The organism is Pseudomonas putida, from assembly GCF_050989985.1.
Taxonomy (GTDB): Bacteria; Pseudomonadota; Gammaproteobacteria; order Pseudomonadales; family Pseudomonadaceae; genus Aquipseudomonas; species Aquipseudomonas putida_AI.
This window is the reverse complement of record NZ_CP158815.1, coordinates 2884405-2899813: the sequence shown is the minus strand read 5'-3', so window position 1 is coordinate 2899813 and position 15409 is coordinate 2884405. Positions and strand designations below refer to the sequence as shown.

General features: G+C 57.9%; 16 protein-coding genes. 13 read left to right on the top strand and 3 right to left on the bottom strand.

Going from position 1 to position 15409, the window contains the following annotated elements; all coding sequences use genetic code 11:
* Positions 1-50 precede the first annotated feature (50 nt).
* Entirely contained in the window at positions 51-1034 is a 984-nt protein-coding gene (gene acuI / locus ABTV29_RS13520; RefSeq protein WP_433770986.1) for an acrylyl-CoA reductase (NADPH), read from the bottom strand.
* 176 nt (positions 1035-1210) lie between these two features.
* On the opposite strand from acuI, the gene ABTV29_RS13515 reads away from it, so the two are divergent.
* The 9 genes from ABTV29_RS13515 to ABTV29_RS13475 all read left to right on the top strand — a co-directional run bounded on the left by ABTV29_RS13515 (position 1211) and on the right by ABTV29_RS13475 (position 9720).
* A complete protein-coding gene (locus ABTV29_RS13515; protein WP_433770983.1) occupies positions 1211-3646 on the top strand; it encodes an autotransporter in 2436 nt (811 codons plus the stop codon).
* A 104-nt stretch (positions 3647-3750) separates the two neighbouring features.
* The gene (locus ABTV29_RS13510) at positions 3751-4815 is read left to right on the top strand and encodes an NAD(P)H-dependent flavin oxidoreductase (protein WP_433770981.1); all 1065 of its coding nucleotides are present in this window, start codon (positions 3751-3753) and stop codon (positions 4813-4815) included.
* A 120-nt stretch (positions 4816-4935) separates the two neighbouring features.
* Positions 4936-5703 carry a molybdate ABC transporter substrate-binding protein gene (gene modA / locus ABTV29_RS13505; protein ID WP_433770978.1) on the top strand — a complete coding sequence of 256 codons (768 nt, stop codon included), beginning with the start codon at positions 4936-4938 and terminating at the stop codon, positions 5701-5703.
* The gene (gene modB / locus ABTV29_RS13500; protein ID WP_433770975.1) at positions 5704-6384 is read left to right on the top strand and encodes a molybdate ABC transporter permease subunit; all 681 of its coding nucleotides are present in this window, start codon (positions 5704-5706) and stop codon (positions 6382-6384) included.
* Between the two features lie 3 nt (positions 6385-6387).
* On the top strand, positions 6388-7467 hold the full coding sequence (modC, locus tag ABTV29_RS13495; protein ID WP_433770972.1) for a molybdenum ABC transporter ATP-binding protein: 1080 nt from the start codon (positions 6388-6390) through the stop codon (positions 7465-7467).
* Between the two features lie 75 nt (positions 7468-7542).
* Positions 7543-8562 carry a DNA topoisomerase IB gene (locus ABTV29_RS13490; protein ID WP_433770969.1) on the top strand — a complete coding sequence of 340 codons (1020 nt, stop codon included), beginning with the start codon at positions 7543-7545 and terminating at the stop codon, positions 8560-8562.
* A gap of 72 nt (positions 8563-8634) precedes the next feature.
* The gene (locus ABTV29_RS13485) at positions 8635-8856 is read left to right on the top strand and encodes a hypothetical protein (RefSeq protein WP_433770966.1); all 222 of its coding nucleotides are present in this window, start codon (positions 8635-8637) and stop codon (positions 8854-8856) included.
* Between the two features lie 128 nt (positions 8857-8984).
* On the top strand, positions 8985-9215 hold the full coding sequence (locus tag ABTV29_RS13480; RefSeq protein WP_034147138.1) for a hypothetical protein: 231 nt from the start codon (positions 8985-8987) through the stop codon (positions 9213-9215).
* Between the two features lie 220 nt (positions 9216-9435).
* Positions 9436-9720 (top strand): hypothetical protein, encoded by a 285-nt coding sequence (locus tag ABTV29_RS13475; RefSeq protein WP_433770963.1) that lies wholly within the window; start codon positions 9436-9438, stop codon positions 9718-9720.
* Between the two features lie 68 nt (positions 9721-9788).
* On the opposite strand, the gene ABTV29_RS13470 is transcribed toward ABTV29_RS13475, so the two are convergent.
* Positions 9789-10433, bottom strand: a complete 645-nt coding sequence (locus ABTV29_RS13470; RefSeq protein WP_433770961.1) for a TetR/AcrR family transcriptional regulator — start codon at positions 10431-10433, stop codon at positions 9789-9791.
* A 180-nt stretch (positions 10434-10613) separates the two neighbouring features.
* Here ABTV29_RS13470 and ABTV29_RS13465 point away from each other — a divergent pair, with 180 nt between their 5' ends.
* The 4 genes from ABTV29_RS13465 to ABTV29_RS13450 all read left to right on the top strand — a co-directional run bounded on the left by ABTV29_RS13465 (position 10614) and on the right by ABTV29_RS13450 (position 14212).
* Positions 10614-11450, top strand: a complete 837-nt coding sequence (locus ABTV29_RS13465) for an NAD(P)H-binding protein (RefSeq protein WP_433770959.1) — start codon at positions 10614-10616, stop codon at positions 11448-11450.
* A 103-nt stretch (positions 11451-11553) separates the two neighbouring features.
* Positions 11554-11754, top strand: coding sequence for a hypothetical protein (locus ABTV29_RS13460; protein WP_433770956.1), 201 nt, complete (start codon positions 11554-11556; stop codon positions 11752-11754).
* Between the two features lie 159 nt (positions 11755-11913).
* Entirely contained in the window at positions 11914-12357 is a 444-nt protein-coding gene (locus ABTV29_RS13455) for a hypothetical protein (RefSeq protein ID WP_433770953.1), read from the top strand.
* A 796-nt stretch (positions 12358-13153) separates the two neighbouring features.
* On the top strand, positions 13154-14212 hold the full coding sequence (locus ABTV29_RS13450; RefSeq protein WP_433770950.1) for a DUF3800 domain-containing protein: 1059 nt from the start codon (positions 13154-13156) through the stop codon (positions 14210-14212).
* 269 nt (positions 14213-14481) lie between these two features.
* On the opposite strand, the gene ABTV29_RS13445 is transcribed toward ABTV29_RS13450, so the two are convergent.
* On the bottom strand, positions 14482-15408 hold the full coding sequence (locus ABTV29_RS13445; protein WP_433770948.1) for a hypothetical protein: 927 nt from the start codon (positions 15406-15408) through the stop codon (positions 14482-14484).
* Between the last annotated feature and the right edge of the window lies 1 nt (position 15409).

The following is a 15409-nucleotide window of genomic DNA, read 5'->3' as shown; positions in this document are numbered from 1 at the left end:
GTTATCGTTGTCGTCCATCGCGAGCAGGCTCGCTCCTGCAGGTGAGCTGATCAGCGATTCACATCCACCACCACCCGCCCGCGCAATTGCCCGGCGAGCAACCGCGGTGCCACGTCGAGGACTTCGCTCAGGCCGATTTCGTGGCTGATCAGCGACAGCAGCTTGAAATCCAGATCCTGCGCCAGTCGACGCCACGCCTCGACACGCTTGGCTTTGGGTTGCGTGACGCTGTTGATGCCGGCCAGGGTTACGCCGCGCAAAATGAACGGCGCGACCGAGGCCGGAAAGTCCATGCCCTGAGCCAGGCCGCACGCGGCAACCGTGCCATTGGCCCTGGTGCTCGCACACGCGTTGGCCAGGGTGTGGCTGCCGACCGAATCGACCACCGCCGCCCAGCGCTCCTTGGCCAGGGGTTTGCCCGGTTCGGACAAGGTGGCGCGGTCGATAATGTCACTGGCGCCCAATTGCTTGAGGTAGTCGTGCTCCGAAGTGCGCCCGGTGGACGCGACCACGCGGTAACCCAACCGGCTCAGCAATGCGATGGCGCAACTGCCTACACCGCCGTTGGCGCCCGTGACCAGCACTTCACCTTGCTCGGGTGACACGCCGTTATGCTCCAGCGCCAGGATGCACAGCATCGCGGTGTAACCGGCGGTGCCGATGGCCATCGACTGAGCAGCGGTAAAGGCTGGCGGCAGCGGAATCAGCCAATCGCCATTCAGACGCGCTTTCTGTGCCAACCCACCCCAATGTCCTTCACCTACCCCCCAGCCATTGAGCAGGACATGGTCACCGACCCTGTAATCCGGATGCTCGCTGGCTTCGACGGTACCCGCCAGATCGATGCCCGGCACCATCGGGAATTTTCGCACCACCGGGCTGCTGCCAGTGATTGCCAGGCCATCCTTGAAATTCAACGTGCTGTACGCCACCCGCACCGTCACATCGCCTTCGGGCAGTTGATCCTCATTGATCTGTTGCAGTGTGGCTCGATAACCGCTGTCGTCTTTGTCGATCAAAATGCCCTGGAACATGACGTCCTCCTGATGGGTTCGCCGGTGTGCGGCCAATGGAATATCACGACACAACATTTCGTCCTGCATGACTGTATGCCATTTGCTCCAGGCGCCGGGTGTTTCCATTACCGACGGCTATGCTTTTTTCGCGGTGGCAGAAAACCGCGAGAACGGCCCTGTCGATGGAGTTGACCATGTCTTGCCTACGCTCGTTTACCGCGGTACTGATGTTTTGCTTGATGAGCCTTGCCAACATCCAGGCCGCGCCCGCGCAAACCCCGCCACCGGATGGCCCGAGCTGGCCGCAGGTGCAGACCAATGGCGACGCCAGACTGACGATCTACCAGCCGCAACTCGACAGCTGGGATGGCTACACCTTGCAGGCACGGGCCGCTGTCGAAATCACGGACAAGGATGGCAAATCCACCTTTGGCATCGTGCAATTCAGTGCCCATACCCTGGTGGACAAGGCCACCCGTTGGGTCGAACTGGACCAGTACACCATCACCAAAGTCGATTTCCCCTCCGGCGCGGACAACCTCGACAGCTGGAAAGAGTTACTGAAAAATGATGCGCTGAACCGCAAGAAAACCATTTCCCTCGATCAGCTCGAAGCCGCGCTGGGCACGGTCGCCGCCCAGCAGAAAGCCAGCAGCGAGCCCCTGGACAACACCCCACCGACCATCGTCAGCTCCGAGGTCCCGGCCATTCTTGTGTACATCGACGGCGAGCCGGCGTATCGCCCCGTCGAAGGCACGGTGCTGCAACGGGTGATCAACACTCGGCCGCTGTTACTCGAGGATGCTCAGGGTCGGCATTACCTGCACGTGTTTGACGGCTGGATGGCGGCCGATACTGTGAGCGGCCCGTATACCCCGTTGTCCTCACCTTCGGCTGACCTGGAAAAAGCCAAGCGCGCAGCGATCCAGGGCCGGCAGGTTGACCTGTTGACGGGCCAGAGCGATCCGAAAGACAAGATTCCAAGCCTGGCCAAACCGCCGGTGCCACAGATTCATATCGCCACAACACCGACGGAATTGATCGTCACCGACGGCGCCGCGCAATGGCTGCCGATCCAGGGCACGCAACTGCTTTATGTGACAAACACCACCGGACACATTTTCAAGGAGATCGGCGACCAGAACAGTTACCTGCTGATCTCCGGTCGCTGGTTCCGCGCCAGTGACATGCAGGGCCCGTGGACCTTCGTGCCGGCGGACAAATTGCCGGCGGACTTTGCCAACATTCCCGATGACAGCGCCAAGGAAAACGTCAAGGCCTCGGTGGCGGGTACGCCTCAAGCGAAAGAGGCGGCGATTGCTGCCAGCATTCCGCAAACCTCGGCCGTCAAGAAAAGCCAGTTGAAAATGACGGCGCCGCAATTCGACGGCCAGCCACAGCTCAATGGCATCAAGGGCACGCCGTTGCAGTACGTGGTGAACAGCCCGACGCCCATCATCATGGTCGACGCCCAGAGCTGGTACGCGGTAGAAAACGGCGTCTGGTTCGTGGCCACCTCGGTGCAAGGCCCATGGTCGGTCGCCAGCTCGGTGCCGGCAGTGATCTACTCGATTCCCCCCAGCTCTCCCCTGCACTACCTCACCTACGTCAAAGTCTATTCATCCAGCGGCGACACCGTGGTGGTGGGTTACACACCGGGCTATCAGGGTTCCACCCTGGATCCCGACACCGGCGTCGTGGTGTATGGCACCGGCTACCCCTATACCCCGTGGGTCGGCAGCGTCTGGTACGGCCCGCCGGTGACCTACGGTTTCGGCGTGGCGATTCGCTACACGCCATGGACCGGCTGGGCGTTCGGCTACGGTTTCGGCTGGAGTTGGGGCGGCAGCACGGTTGCCGTGGGTTGGGGCTGGGGCGCTTACCCCTGGTGGGGCAACTACGGCTGGGGCTACGCCTGGGGTCCGCATCTGTATCCGGCGCCCATACCCTGGGGCGGCGTCGCCTACGGCTATCACGGCGGTGCGGTGGCCTGGGGCCCCGGTGGCTGGGCCGGCACAACGGGCAATATCTACCGCCAGTGGGGGGATAGCGCCTCGGTCAGTCGCTACAGTGGCGGATACAACGCCTGGACCGGCAATCGCTGGGCCGGCCAGGTCGGCGCGTCCTACAACTCGCGAACCGGCGTCGCTGCGGCCGGTCAACGGGGCGCCGTGCAAAACGTGTACACCGGCAACTACGCGGCCGGGCGCGAAGGTGTTGCCACAGGCCCCAATGGCGGTGCCATTGCCGGCCAGCACGTGACCGCCGGCAACGTCTACACCGGCAACCAGGTCAATGCCAACCGGGGTGCCGTCTACAACCCCAACACTGGCAACACCACCGACTACAGGAGCGTTCGTGGTCCCAACAGTGGCGCCGCGCAAATTGGCAACAACGTTTACGCAGGCCACGATGGCAATGTCTACAAGAAGACGGATGACGGCTGGCAATCGATGGTCGGTGGCTCTAACCGAATCAATTCGACGAATACTACTCAAGTGCAGAATCTCAACCGCGACTTCGAGGCGCGCTCGTTCGGCAACGACCGGATGAACAACTTCCAGAACTCTTCCCAGTTCATGAATCACTCGTTCGGCGGAGGTGGTGGTGGTGGATTTCATCGACGCTGACAGGCAGGCCCGGCGCTTGAATAAATCTGGCTCCGGCCCGGCCATGCTGTTACAAATCCGGGCCTACCGCCCCTGCCCGGTTTCCCAGTCGGAGAACACTCAACATGAGCCAATGGCCAGATACCCGCATTCTTGACCTGCTCGGCATCGAATTGCCCATCATCCAGGGCCCCATGGCCGGCGCCACCCAATCATCGATGGTCATCGCCGCGAGCAACGCCGGCGGCCTGGGCTCGATGCCGGCAGCCATGCTGAGCATTGAGCAACTGCGCGAAGAACTGACGACCATCCGCCAACACAGCCAGCGCCCTATCAACGTCAATTTTTTCTGCCACCAGCCACCGCCGGTCGACGAGCAGCGCGCGCAAGAGTGGAAGAATCTATTGGAGCCCTATTACCGGGAACTGGGCGTCGATTTCGAGGCGCCGACACCAGTGTCCAATCGCGCGCCGTTCGATGCCGCGGGCTGCGAGGTGATCGAGGCATTTCGCCCCGAAGTCGTGAGCTTTCACTTTGGCCTGCCGGAAAAATCGCTGCTGGACCGGGTGAAAGCCACCGGAGCGAAGATTCTGTCCTCGGCTACCACCGTCGAAGAAGCCGTCTGGCTCGAACAACATGGCTGCGATGCGATCATCGCCATGGGGTACGAAGCGGGCGGACACCGCGGGATGTTTCTCAGCGATGACCTGAGCAGCCAGATCGGGACGTTCGCGCTGGTGCCGCAGGTCGTCGATGCGGTGAAAGTGCCGGTGATTGCCGCTGGCGGCATTGCCGACGGGCGTGGCGTTGCGGCGGCGTTCATGCTGGGGGCTTCGGCGGTGCAGGTGGGAACGGCTTATCTGTTCACCCAGGAAGCCAAGGTCAGCGCCTCGCACCACAAGGCACTGCGAACCGCTCAGGCCAGCGAGACCGCCGTGACCAACCTCTTCACCGGTCGCCCGGCGCGGGGGATTCTCAATCGAGTCATGCGCGAGCTCGGGCCGATCAACAACAAGGCGCCGGCCTTTCCCTTGGCGGGCGGTGCACTGATGCCGTTGCGTGCCAAGGGTGAAGCGGATTTCAGCAATCTGTGGGCCGGGCAGGCGTTTACATTGGGAACCGACATGACCAGTGCGCAATTGACCCGGCGGCTGGCTGAGGAAGGCTTGGCAAGGCTGGCTCGACGCTGAAACATGAAAGAGCGAGCGTGCTCGCTCTTTCAGGCATTTCCGTTTGCAGGCATTTGGCTATATATTCTGGTATATAGCGAATCACCCCCTCGTAACACCTGCTTATAACGGAGCCGTTTCATGACCATTCGTGCCTCACGTTTTGCCCCTACTTGCCTGGCGACCCTTCTCTCTGTATTGGCCTACGGCTCTGCCCAGGCCGATGAAGTCCAGGTGGCTGTCGCCGCCAACTTCACCGCCCCCATCCAGGCGATAGCCGCCGATTTCGAAAAAGACACTGGCCACAAGTTGGTGACTTCGTTCGGTGCGACCGGTCAGTTCTACACCCAGATCAAGAACGGCGCGCCATTTGAAGTGTTCCTCTCGGCAGACGACACCACGCCGGAAAAACTGGAAAAAGAAGGCGACACCGTCAAGGGCTCGCGCTTCACCTACGCCATCGGCACCCTGGCGCTGTGGTCGGCCAAGGACGGTTACGTCGACGCCAAGGGCAAAGTCCTGAGCGACAATCAGTATCAGCATCTGTCCATCGCCAACCCGAAAGCCGCGCCTTATGGCCTTGCGGCGACCCAGGTGCTGGCGAAACTGGGCCTGACCGACAAGGTCAAGGACAAGATCGTCGAAGGCCAGAACATCACCCAGGCCTATCAATTCGTGTCCACCGGCAATGCCGAACTAGGCTTCGTCGCCTTGTCGCAGATCTATAAAGACGGCAAAGTCACTGGCGGTTCGGCGTGGATCGTTCCAGCCGATATGCACGACCCGATCAAACAGGATGCGGTGATCCTCAACAAGGGCAAGGACAACCCGGCGGCCAAGGCGCTGGTTGACTACCTCAAGGGCCCGAAAGCCGCAGCTGTCATCAAATCCTACGGTTACCAACTCTAAATGACGCTGACGAGTGCCGATTTTTCCGCCATCTGGCTGACCCTGAAACTGGCGTCCCTGACGACCGTCATCCTTTTGGTCATCGGCACTCCGCTGGCGCTGTGGCTTTCGCGCACCCGATCCTGGCTGCGCGGCCCGGTCGGGGCAATCGTTGCCCTACCCCTTGTCCTGCCTCCCACAGTGATCGGGTTTTATCTGCTGCTGGCCCTCGGCCCCCACGGGTTCGTCGGCCAGTTCACCCAATCATTGGGGCTCGGCACCCTGACATTCAGTTTTGCAGGTCTGGTGATCGGATCGGTGCTGTACTCGATGCCTTTCGTGGTCCAGCCATTGCAAAACGCCTTTTCCGCTATCGGCACCCGCCCGCTGGAAGTGGCCGCGACCTTGCGTGCCAATCCCTGGGACACTTTTTTCAGCGTCACCCTGCCGCTGGCCCGTCCGGGATTCATCACCGCCGCCATCCTGGGCTTTGCCCACACCGTTGGCGAATTCGGCGTGGTGCTGATGATCGGTGGCAACATTCCCGACAAGACCCGCGTGGTCTCGGTGCAGATCTACGATCACGTCGAGGCCATGGAATACGCCCAGGCCCATTGGCTGGCCGGGGCGATGCTGGTGTTCTCCTTCGCAGTGTTGCTGGCGCTGTACTCCAGCCGCAAAACCAAAGCGGGCTGGAGCTGATCGATGATTCACACACGTTTGAAATTGAGCTATTCGGGTTTCGCCCTGGATGTCGACCTGCAGTTGCCCGGTCGTGGCGTCACCGCGCTGTTCGGTCACTCAGGCTCCGGCAAGACCACGATTCTGCGCTGCATCGCCGGGCTGGAGCGGGCCGAGCAGGGATTCATCCAGGTCAATGACGAAGTCTGGCAGGACAGCGAGCGGCAGATTTTCGTCGCGCCGCACAAGCGCGCCCTGGGTTACGTATTTCAGGAGGCCAGTCTGTTCCCGCATCTTTCGGTGCTGGCCAACCTGGAATTCGGCCTCAGGCGGATTCCCAAACACGAGCGCCACGTCGACATGGCCCACGCCACCGAGTTGCTCGGCATCGGCCATCTGCTCGACCGCCATCCGCAGCACCTGTCAGGCGGCGAACGGCAGCGCATCGGCATCGCCCGTGCCCTGCTCACAAGTCCGAAATTGCTGCTGATGGATGAGCCGTTGGCGGCACTGGATTCCCGGCGCAAAAGCGAAATCCTGCCTTACCTGCAACGGCTGCATGACGAGCTGGACATTCCGGTGCTGTATGTCAGCCACTCCCAGGATGAAGTGGCGCGACTGGCCGACCATATCGTGCTGCTCAACGAAGGCAAGGCGCTGGCCAGCGGGCCCATCGGCCAGACCCTGGCCCGTCTCGACCTGCCGCTGGCCATGGGCGACGAAGCCGGCGTGGTGATCGAAGCCCGCGTCAGCCACTACGACGCCGACTACCAGTTGCTCACGGTGCAACTGCCCGACACCACCCTGCACATCCGTGTGGCACATACACCGATGGCGCCGGGCCAGACGTTGCGCTGCAAGGTACAGGCGCGGGATGTGAGCCTGAGCCTGCACAACGCCGAACACAGCAGCATCCTCAATCGCCTGCCAGTCACCGTAGTCAGCGAAATGGCCGCCGATAACGCCGCCCATGTGCTGTTGCGCCTGGACGCCGCGGGCACACCGTTGCTGGCGCGTATCACCCGGTTCTCCCGTGACCAATTGAACGTGCATCCCGGCCAGCCTCTCTGGGCACAGATCAAGGCCGTGGCGGTTTTGGCGTAAATACGTCGGCACGACTTCCAGGGGCTGCGGTCAATGGCTTTAACGGCCCCTGACTCCTGGCCAAGGACAATCGCCATGCCCGATGAACTGCCACGCGATTTGCGCTACGTCGATGACACACTTCCCGGAATCACTCGCAAGAAACGGCGAGACAAGTTCCATTACTTCGATCCGTCCGGCGAGCGCATCACCAATCAAGAGGAGGTCCAGCGCATCAATGCACTGGCGGTGCCGCCGGCCTACACCGATGTATGGATTTGCGCCGACCCGCGGGGCCACCTGCAAGCCACAGGTCGAGACGCTCGAGGTCGCAAGCAATATCGCTATCACCCGCGCTGGCGCGAAGTGCGCGACGGCGACAAATACTCGCGCTTGCGGGATTTCGGCCTGGCCCTGCCCAAACTGCGCAAGCAACTGGAGGCCTTGTTGGCGGCGCCGGGTTTCAGTCGTGACAAAGTCATGGCCACCGTCATCACCCTGCTGGATGCCACGCTGATTCGCGTCGGCAACACTCAATACGCGCGGGACAACCGCTCCTACGGCCTGACCACCTTGCGCGACCGTCATGTCGAGATCAACGGCAGTGCGATCCTGTTCCAGTTTCGCGGCAAAAGTGGCATCGAACATCAAATCACCGTGCGGGACCGGCGACTGGCGCGGATCGTCAAGCGCTGCCAGGAGATCCCCGGGCAAGACCTCTTTCAATACCTTGATGAAGACGGTCTGCGGCACACCGTGACCTCCGCCGACGTCAACGCCTACCTGAAAACCCTGACCGGCGCCGATTTCACCGCCAAGGACTATCGCACCTGGGCCGGCAGCGCCCTGGCCCTTTCGGTCCTGCGCGAACTGGAGTGGCAACCGGAATCGGAAGCGAAACGGCACGTCGTGGAGATGGTCAAGAGCGTCGCCAGGCAACTGGGCAATACTCCGGCGGTTTGCCGAAAATGCTATATCCATCCGGCCGTGCTCGAGGGTTTTCCGCTGGGGAGATTGGCCGAATTACCGAGGCCAAGGGTGCGCAAGGGCCTGCGCGCCGAGGAAGTCGCACTGGCCATGTTGCTGGAGAAACTGGCGTCTGAACCGACGAATTGACTTGTCTATTTTTTGCACGATTACAAATGACTTCTATAGTTGATCTGTACATGAATCAGCTGCGGTGAAGCCATGGAAGACATATTCGTCGTCAAGCGCTGCAACAAGATCATCATTCATGGCCGCCGGGCTGGCGAAACCGGCCACCCACCTCCTGATGCCGCTGTCTGGTACCGCATCTACGATACCCGCACCAACGGCTTTTTCGGGGACGGCTTTGAACTTGAAGTCGACGCGCAGCGCGTCTGCCACCAGCTGAATGCCAGGTCACAAGTCACGGCCCGCCAAGGCTGAGGAGCCTTGACGGGCCTGCTACGGGTCTATACTGAGGGGAGCTGGAGGTTCAGCACTTACCGGTAGCAAGCTCGCCCAAGGCGGGCTTTTTACTGCCCTGTCAGGTGTCTTCAACGGAGGTATTTCCCATGTCCGAAAAAGAGTCCATCACCACCCTGCTTACCTTGCTCGATTCCCGTCAGGTTCGCCTGGCCGCAGCGTGCAAGGAAATTGCCGATTGGGTCGATCATCAAGGCGGGCATCCTACCGCGCTGCGAATTCGCGATCGCCTGAACGACATCGAAAAAGATACGCCCCTGATCCGCAATACGCTGTCGGCACTGAAACCCGTCGACCGGCCGCTGCCACGGTTCAGATGAGCCGCTCAGGCATTCGATGCGAAGAAAGGCTCCGACACCGCAGGCATGACTGACGACATTTTCGTCAGCGGGTCCGTGTCCGCCTGATCATTTCACCGTTATCTCCAGCCCGACGTAAACCAGCCCAGCCCCGTGCTGGGATTTTTTTGCCTCAAAACCGACAACGAACGTCGCCAAACCCGTGGGGTCCAACGATCACACGTCACAAGGAGACGTCCCAATGGTTACCCACTTCAAAGTCAGCGGGCATCTGGCCTGCGGTCACAAAGGCAACAACCTCGTTTCAACCCATGAACTGAACCGGGTCAAATGCAGGAGCTGTCGAAACACCGATGCCTACAAAGAGGCGCGCAAGACCCAGCGCAACGCCGCACGACGTGCCGCGCGCAAAGCCAAAGCTACCCGGACGGCGACCGACTGGCGCCAGGCCTGGATCGAGCGAATGGTGGCCATGCCCGGCTTGCAAAGACTTCCCCGTGGTTTTGCCGGTCAACCGTTCGTTTAACCGATAGTGTCCGGCGGCTCAGTGCCCTCGATTGGCCTGGTCGCCGGATGCAGGCGCCATGGACGGTTTCAAACGGGTGGATGCATGATCTCGCGCAATGACATGCGCTTGAACGTCTCGACCAATCCCCGCCCCTCCTGCGGCGCACAGGAGATCGCCAGGCGCACGGTCGCCTCACCCAGATGCCAGATCAGGAACGCCGATTCGCGGACCTTCTGCGCATCGCAATGTGGGTACACCCTCAACATTGCATCGGCCAATAAACCGCCAGCATCGCGACTCTCCTCCAGCTCCAGCGCCAACAGCTGCTTGTCGGCCTGCATACCGCACCAGATGTCCCGCATCGCAGGCGTCGCCAGCACAATCTCGTAATACTGATCGAGCAAGTCGGAAAAGGCCGCCTGCAGCCCCGCCACATCTACCACCGCTCCCAGAGCCTGTTCGATACAGCAACGGCATTCGGCGTTGTAGCGCTCGGCAAGGGTTTGAATCACCGAGCTTTTATCGGGGAAGTACTGGTACAGCGAGCCGATGGAAATCCCCGAACGTTCGGCGATTTCACTCATTTTCAGCTGATCGCTGCCCTTGGTCGCGATTAACTCGGTCGCCACGCCGAGGATGCGCTCCTGACGTTCGCGGCTGCGTTGCTGTGTGGGATTGCGTCGAGTCGGCTCAACTGGTTGGTCGAGCACTTCGCTGGTTTTCCTGGGCACGGCTGTGCTCCCCGATCTGAAAACATGACATTGGCTCACCTTAGCACCCAGCTTCGCTGCGCCCAATAGCCCATGTCCATCCGTCGGGTTTCTCTCGTCGTCGATTGACGACTAAACATGAGGATCTATCATCTTTTTTAAACGTGAGTACTACTCACATTAACGAGGGAGATGGACGCGATGAACAGCAATCAACAAACGATCCTGGTTCTTGGCGCCACGGGTAAAACCGGACGGCGTATCGCTCAGCAACTCGAAGCAGGCGGCCAATCCGTGCGACTGGGCTCCCGCGGGGCTACCCCACCCTTTGACTGGGAGGATCGCTCAACATGGGCCGCAGCCCTTGATGGCGTCCATGCCGCGTACATCTCCTTTCAACCGGACATCGCCGTACCCGGCGCCCTTGAGACAATCCAGGCCTTCACCCGGCAGGCAGTCGAAAGCGGAGTCGGCAAGCTGGTGCTGCTATCGGGTCGCGGGGAAGCGGAGGCGGAGCAGGCCGAACGCGTCGTGCAAAACAGCGGAGTCGACTGGACCATCCTGCGGGCCAGTTGGTTTTGTCAGAATTTCAGTGAAGCGCACTTCCTTGAACCGATCCTGCAAGGGGAGCTGGTGTTGCCTGTTGGCGATATCGCCGAGCCTTTCGTTGATGTGGAAGACATTGCCGAAATCGCCGTCGCCGCGCTGACCCAATCCCGCCACAACGGCCAACTCTACGAATTGACCGGCCCTCAGGCGCTGACCTTTGCAGAGGCCGTCACCGAAATTGCCCGCGCGACGCAGCGCGATATTGCTTTCACCACCGTGCCGGCAGACGCCTATCGGCATGCACTGGAACAGGAGCAAATGCCACCCGAGGTGATTGATCTGGTGTTGTACCTGTTCACTACGGTGCTCGATGGTCGCAACACACCGATTGCCGATGGCGTGCAACGGGCGCTGGGTCGCCCAGCGCGAACCTTTACAGATTATGTCCAACGTACCGCCAAGACAGGGGTCTGGAACAAGCAGGACTGAGTGCCGACGGGCTGCATTGGCAACTACCGGCTTCCTCAACTAGGGTCTCTTTCGTATTGAACTGCGGCGCCTTTATTGGCAGGAGCCTGATAAGGAGGAAGCGATGTCATCCATTCGTAGTGCCGAACAAACCTATCGCCAATGGTCCAGCCCGATCCTGCTGGAACTCAAGGAGCGAGAGCATCAACTCGACCCGCTGGATCGCCAAGCATTGCAAAACATTCTGCTGGAAAGACGTCTGATCAATAGCGGCAATCCTGACGGCAATGACCGGCGCAAGGCTGGGCTGGACAAACACAACTGAACCAACTCTGCGTGCAGGAGCGGGCTTGCTCGCTCCTGCATTTTTTTTCCGCTTGCCTGAAACATATCCGGTAACCCTCCCCCCTCGTCCTGAGCTAGTATTTCAACTCTAAAACAGAATCGAACGATCTCCTCTTTCCTCTTTCAAGAGTACGTGAACGTGAAAGGCAGATTGATTGGCGCTGCTGTGGTGGTGGCTTGTGCGGGTGCCCTGGCTTACGGTTTGAGCACGTGGCAGGACATCAAGAATCGGCGACAGGATGAGCTGTGTCATGTAGCCCAGGAGCATCTCAAGGGTGTAGAGATCCAGGCACGGGCCATGGCCGCTGGATTGTCTGTCGAAGGATACGCCGAGGCAGAAAAGGCCGAAGTGGGCAAACTCATCCACGCCCTGGATACCGCCAACACCAAAGAAGAGGTGGAGGCCGTCATTTCGGAACACTCTGCAACCGTCGAAGCCAAGGTTGCGGCAACGGATGCAGAAGTGAGATCTCGGGGCGAACAACCCTTCCTCGGTCAACAACTCAAAGAGCAGCGCATCACCACCGACGTCAAACAGGAAATCCAGCGCGCCGAGAAGGCTGTCAGCACGGCGTGCGAGTGATGTATGCCGGGCGCCCGGCATTGCGATGCCCTGGTTTTTTGCGGAGCAACATAAAAATTGCGGACCAGAAACAAACAAGGGTTTGCATCAGCTTTCGCTCGCAAACCCTTGATTTTAGATGGTGCCCGAAGCCGGAATCGAACCGGCACGCCCTTACGAGCGGGGGATTTTAAGTCCACGAATAAACCTCTATATTTCAATATCTTAGCTTGAGTTTATTTCCTCAAATCACTGATTTCCATAGCGCTGGAGGTCGCGTAATTCGACTACCTTACTCAGCGTTGCGGAACAAAATTTTGCTGTTCATCAGCGTCCCTCGACTGAACAAAAGTCTCGCCACAGTTCAGCTGGGCATTGCTGTTTTGCGCTACGGCTTGAATACTTCTGCTAATTTTTTATACCCACAGCCCCAGCCCTAACCGAAAGAGCTTGCCTGCCTGGCTAGGCACTTGCTCTATCCCCAATGATGGATTGGATCTAACAATCCCCCAAAGCCACGTTCCACTTGGCCTATTCTCATTTTTTTCTTCGCCGTGTAGCAAATTTCACACAGACCACAAGAGATTGGACTTTCTGAGCGTTCCACCTCTACAGATCAAGGGAGGACGCACGAACGAGCCGGCAAAAAAGATGGCAGCACGCCATAAATTGCTCTTGACAAAAAAAAGGCTAGATCACAATATTTGCGGCGCAGCCCCTCGGGGTTGTATCCCAGCGCCGGTTAAGTCCGACGCAACCTACTGCGAAAGCAGACCACAGCCACCAATAGGTGGCTGTTTATTTTATAGGGACATATATGTACATCTGCTATATAGATGAGTCCGGCGATTCGCAAGCAGTAAACCACCCAACTCACGAAGAGCAGCCAATGCTTATCGTTGCGGGACTGTTTGTTGACGCCGCACGAATCAGCAGACTTACTGATGACTTTATTCGATTAAAGCGCAACTTCTATCCTAATCGCTTTAAAACTGTTGCTCACTCGCTGGATGTGCTTCTAACAGAGATCAAAGGATCTGACATCAGAGCGGATATTCGCAAATTAGACGCCTCCACCCCGAAGGTTCAACACCATCTACGCTTTTTAGATGGGGTTCTGGCGCTATGCAATAGCCATGATGTAAAGGTCGTATCACGTGTTTGGGTGAAAGCATATCAAACACCATTGGATGATCGCACGATATACTCAATGACGGCGCAGCATATTGCAAAAAGATTCCAACACTACCTCATTGACAAAGAATCGCGAGGAATGATGATTGCTGATTTTCGCGATCCAGCAAGAAATCAATATGTATCGCATTCAATTTTCACGCAAAAACACAAGCTCGGTAATGGTGGAGATGCTTACCCGTCTATCGAGGAAACGGCAGTGTTCGGCGTCAGTAACAATCATGCCTGTTTGCAAATTGCGGATCTAATTTGCTCAACTATCCTATACCCAATTGCAGGCCGTACTGTTTGCAATGGCCCATTCAATAACGTTCACACTCACAAAAATTTCGACCTAATCGTCCAGCGTTATACCAAGCGCATCAGAAAGTTGCAGTATCACTGTTCGAACGACGGACGACGGCTGTGGGGCATTACAGTTCGTGATCCGCATAATTCAATTACGAGCATATTCCCTACAGCATATGCACCCGTAGCTACAGCCTCAACCGCAGCTATCGCCACTCCCCAGGCTCCGGTTTCTGGCGTGCCCGCCCCTAAATCTCGTATTCGAGCGAAAAGGCACATAGCGCCCTCGGGGGCCATGGCTCAAGCGATGCAAACTGCCTTGGCAGCCAAAGCAGCCAAAGCAGCCCAAGTAGCGAACGCCTCGTCGTCCACACCCGCTACCCCTGCCACGTAACTACCTCAACCTAGAGGCGGTTAGCATAGGTGACGCTGCCTTACCGTCACTCTAATCAATTGAACAGATGAGCATCTGCGCTAGGGGCTAGGGGCTAGGGGCTAGGGGCTAGGGGCTAGGGGCTAACGGTATCTCGTACCTTAGCGTGGCAATCCGAGTCAGGAGAGCATAATCTATTCGCGCCCCGCTATTCACTAATCCAATTCAAATATATTGACTAAAACTGGCACAGTAGTTGATGCCATTGAAGGCCTATGGCACCCACCTTTTTAGTCGAAAATCAGATCATAAATCTCAGTAAACTTAATTTCTCCAGTGGTGAGCTTTCCAACGGCGGATATAATATCAGACGATGATGTTAAGCCCTTTACCGTAATAGAGCAGTTTATACGGAGTCGTGAAAGAAGCTTGTTGAGTTCAGCTGTAATGTGCTCCCGCAATAGGCTTTGAGAATACTTAAACATCGCCCTCTTGTACGCCCGGTAATATTCGCATTGCTTATCATCCGACCAGTCACGGCGATGCCAGCCCCATTTCAAAGTAGCCTTATTTATATATATAATCTGTTGAGCAGAATAGACACCAAAGTCAAAACCAGATGAGTTAATACTTCGATTTAGGTCTTGAACGACAAAATCCGGCATTGATCCAGGCGGAATTTTTTCCAAACGCTTGATGGTTTTCTTGAACCCCCCTGCTCCGCCCAGAGACTTGGGAATTGTTATGGACCATATATATTTGTTATTGCAGTAAAGTATTCGACGCTTCCAGACTTCGCGCTCTTCAATCGGTACAAATTGCACTGTGTAGAATGGCAGTCGATATGTGCGTCGAGATGATACATGGTGAGATACTGCAGCGTGCCCATCTATCACAACCTCAAATTTCGAGGTTACTTCCCACGAAATTGATCTGGCTATTTCTTCAATCGCACAACAAAAACTTTCCTTTAAATTGTGAGAACCTCTATCTGAAAAAGAACCAATAAGCATTTTAGCTATCTTGATGTTGTCCTCCGCCCCTTCGATTTCGATAGCGAAATCAGGGCGATTTCGGCTTCGCCCACCTATTGGAATAATTCCGGTGACAATGTCTTCTCTAAACATTTGTGCATACGGATGATGTTCTCGGGGTTCCGAATTAAGGGATCGAAAAAAAGGGGCTAGCTTGGGCGCTACACGAAGGCTAGTACTCATA

Bases quoted from the DNA above. Each gene is read 5' to 3' on its own strand.
- ABTV29_RS13510 (WP_433770981.1), top strand. From the start codon at position 3,751: ATGAGCCAATGGCCAGATACCCGCATTCTTGACCTGCTCGGCATCGAA.
- ABTV29_RS13460 (WP_433770956.1), top strand. From the start codon at position 11,554: ATGTCATCCATTCGTAGTGCCGAACAAACCTATCGCCAATGGTCCAGC.
- ABTV29_RS13445 (WP_433770948.1), bottom strand. From the start codon at position 15,408: ATGAGTACTAGCCTTCGTGTAGCGCCCAAGCTAGCCCCTTTTTTTCGA.
- modB (WP_433770975.1), top strand. From the start codon at position 5,704: ATGACGCTGACGAGTGCCGATTTTTCCGCCATCTGGCTGACCCTGAAA.
- ABTV29_RS13485 (WP_433770966.1), top strand. From the start codon at position 8,635: ATGGAAGACATATTCGTCGTCAAGCGCTGCAACAAGATCATCATTCAT.
- ABTV29_RS13480 (WP_034147138.1), top strand. From the start codon at position 8,985: ATGTCCGAAAAAGAGTCCATCACCACCCTGCTTACCTTGCTCGATTCC.
- ABTV29_RS13465 (WP_433770959.1), top strand. From the start codon at position 10,614: ATGAACAGCAATCAACAAACGATCCTGGTTCTTGGCGCCACGGGTAAA.
- acuI (WP_433770986.1), bottom strand. From the start codon at position 1,034: ATGTTCCAGGGCATTTTGATCGACAAAGACGACAGCGGTTATCGAGCC.
- ABTV29_RS13475 (WP_433770963.1), top strand. From the start codon at position 9,436: ATGGTTACCCACTTCAAAGTCAGCGGGCATCTGGCCTGCGGTCACAAA.
- modA (WP_433770978.1), top strand. From the start codon at position 4,936: ATGACCATTCGTGCCTCACGTTTTGCCCCTACTTGCCTGGCGACCCTT.
- modC (WP_433770972.1), top strand. From the start codon at position 6,388: ATGATTCACACACGTTTGAAATTGAGCTATTCGGGTTTCGCCCTGGAT.
- ABTV29_RS13515 (WP_433770983.1), top strand. From the start codon at position 1,211: ATGTCTTGCCTACGCTCGTTTACCGCGGTACTGATGTTTTGCTTGATG.
- ABTV29_RS13490 (WP_433770969.1), top strand. From the start codon at position 7,543: ATGCCCGATGAACTGCCACGCGATTTGCGCTACGTCGATGACACACTT.
- ABTV29_RS13450 (WP_433770950.1), top strand. From the start codon at position 13,154: ATGTACATCTGCTATATAGATGAGTCCGGCGATTCGCAAGCAGTAAAC.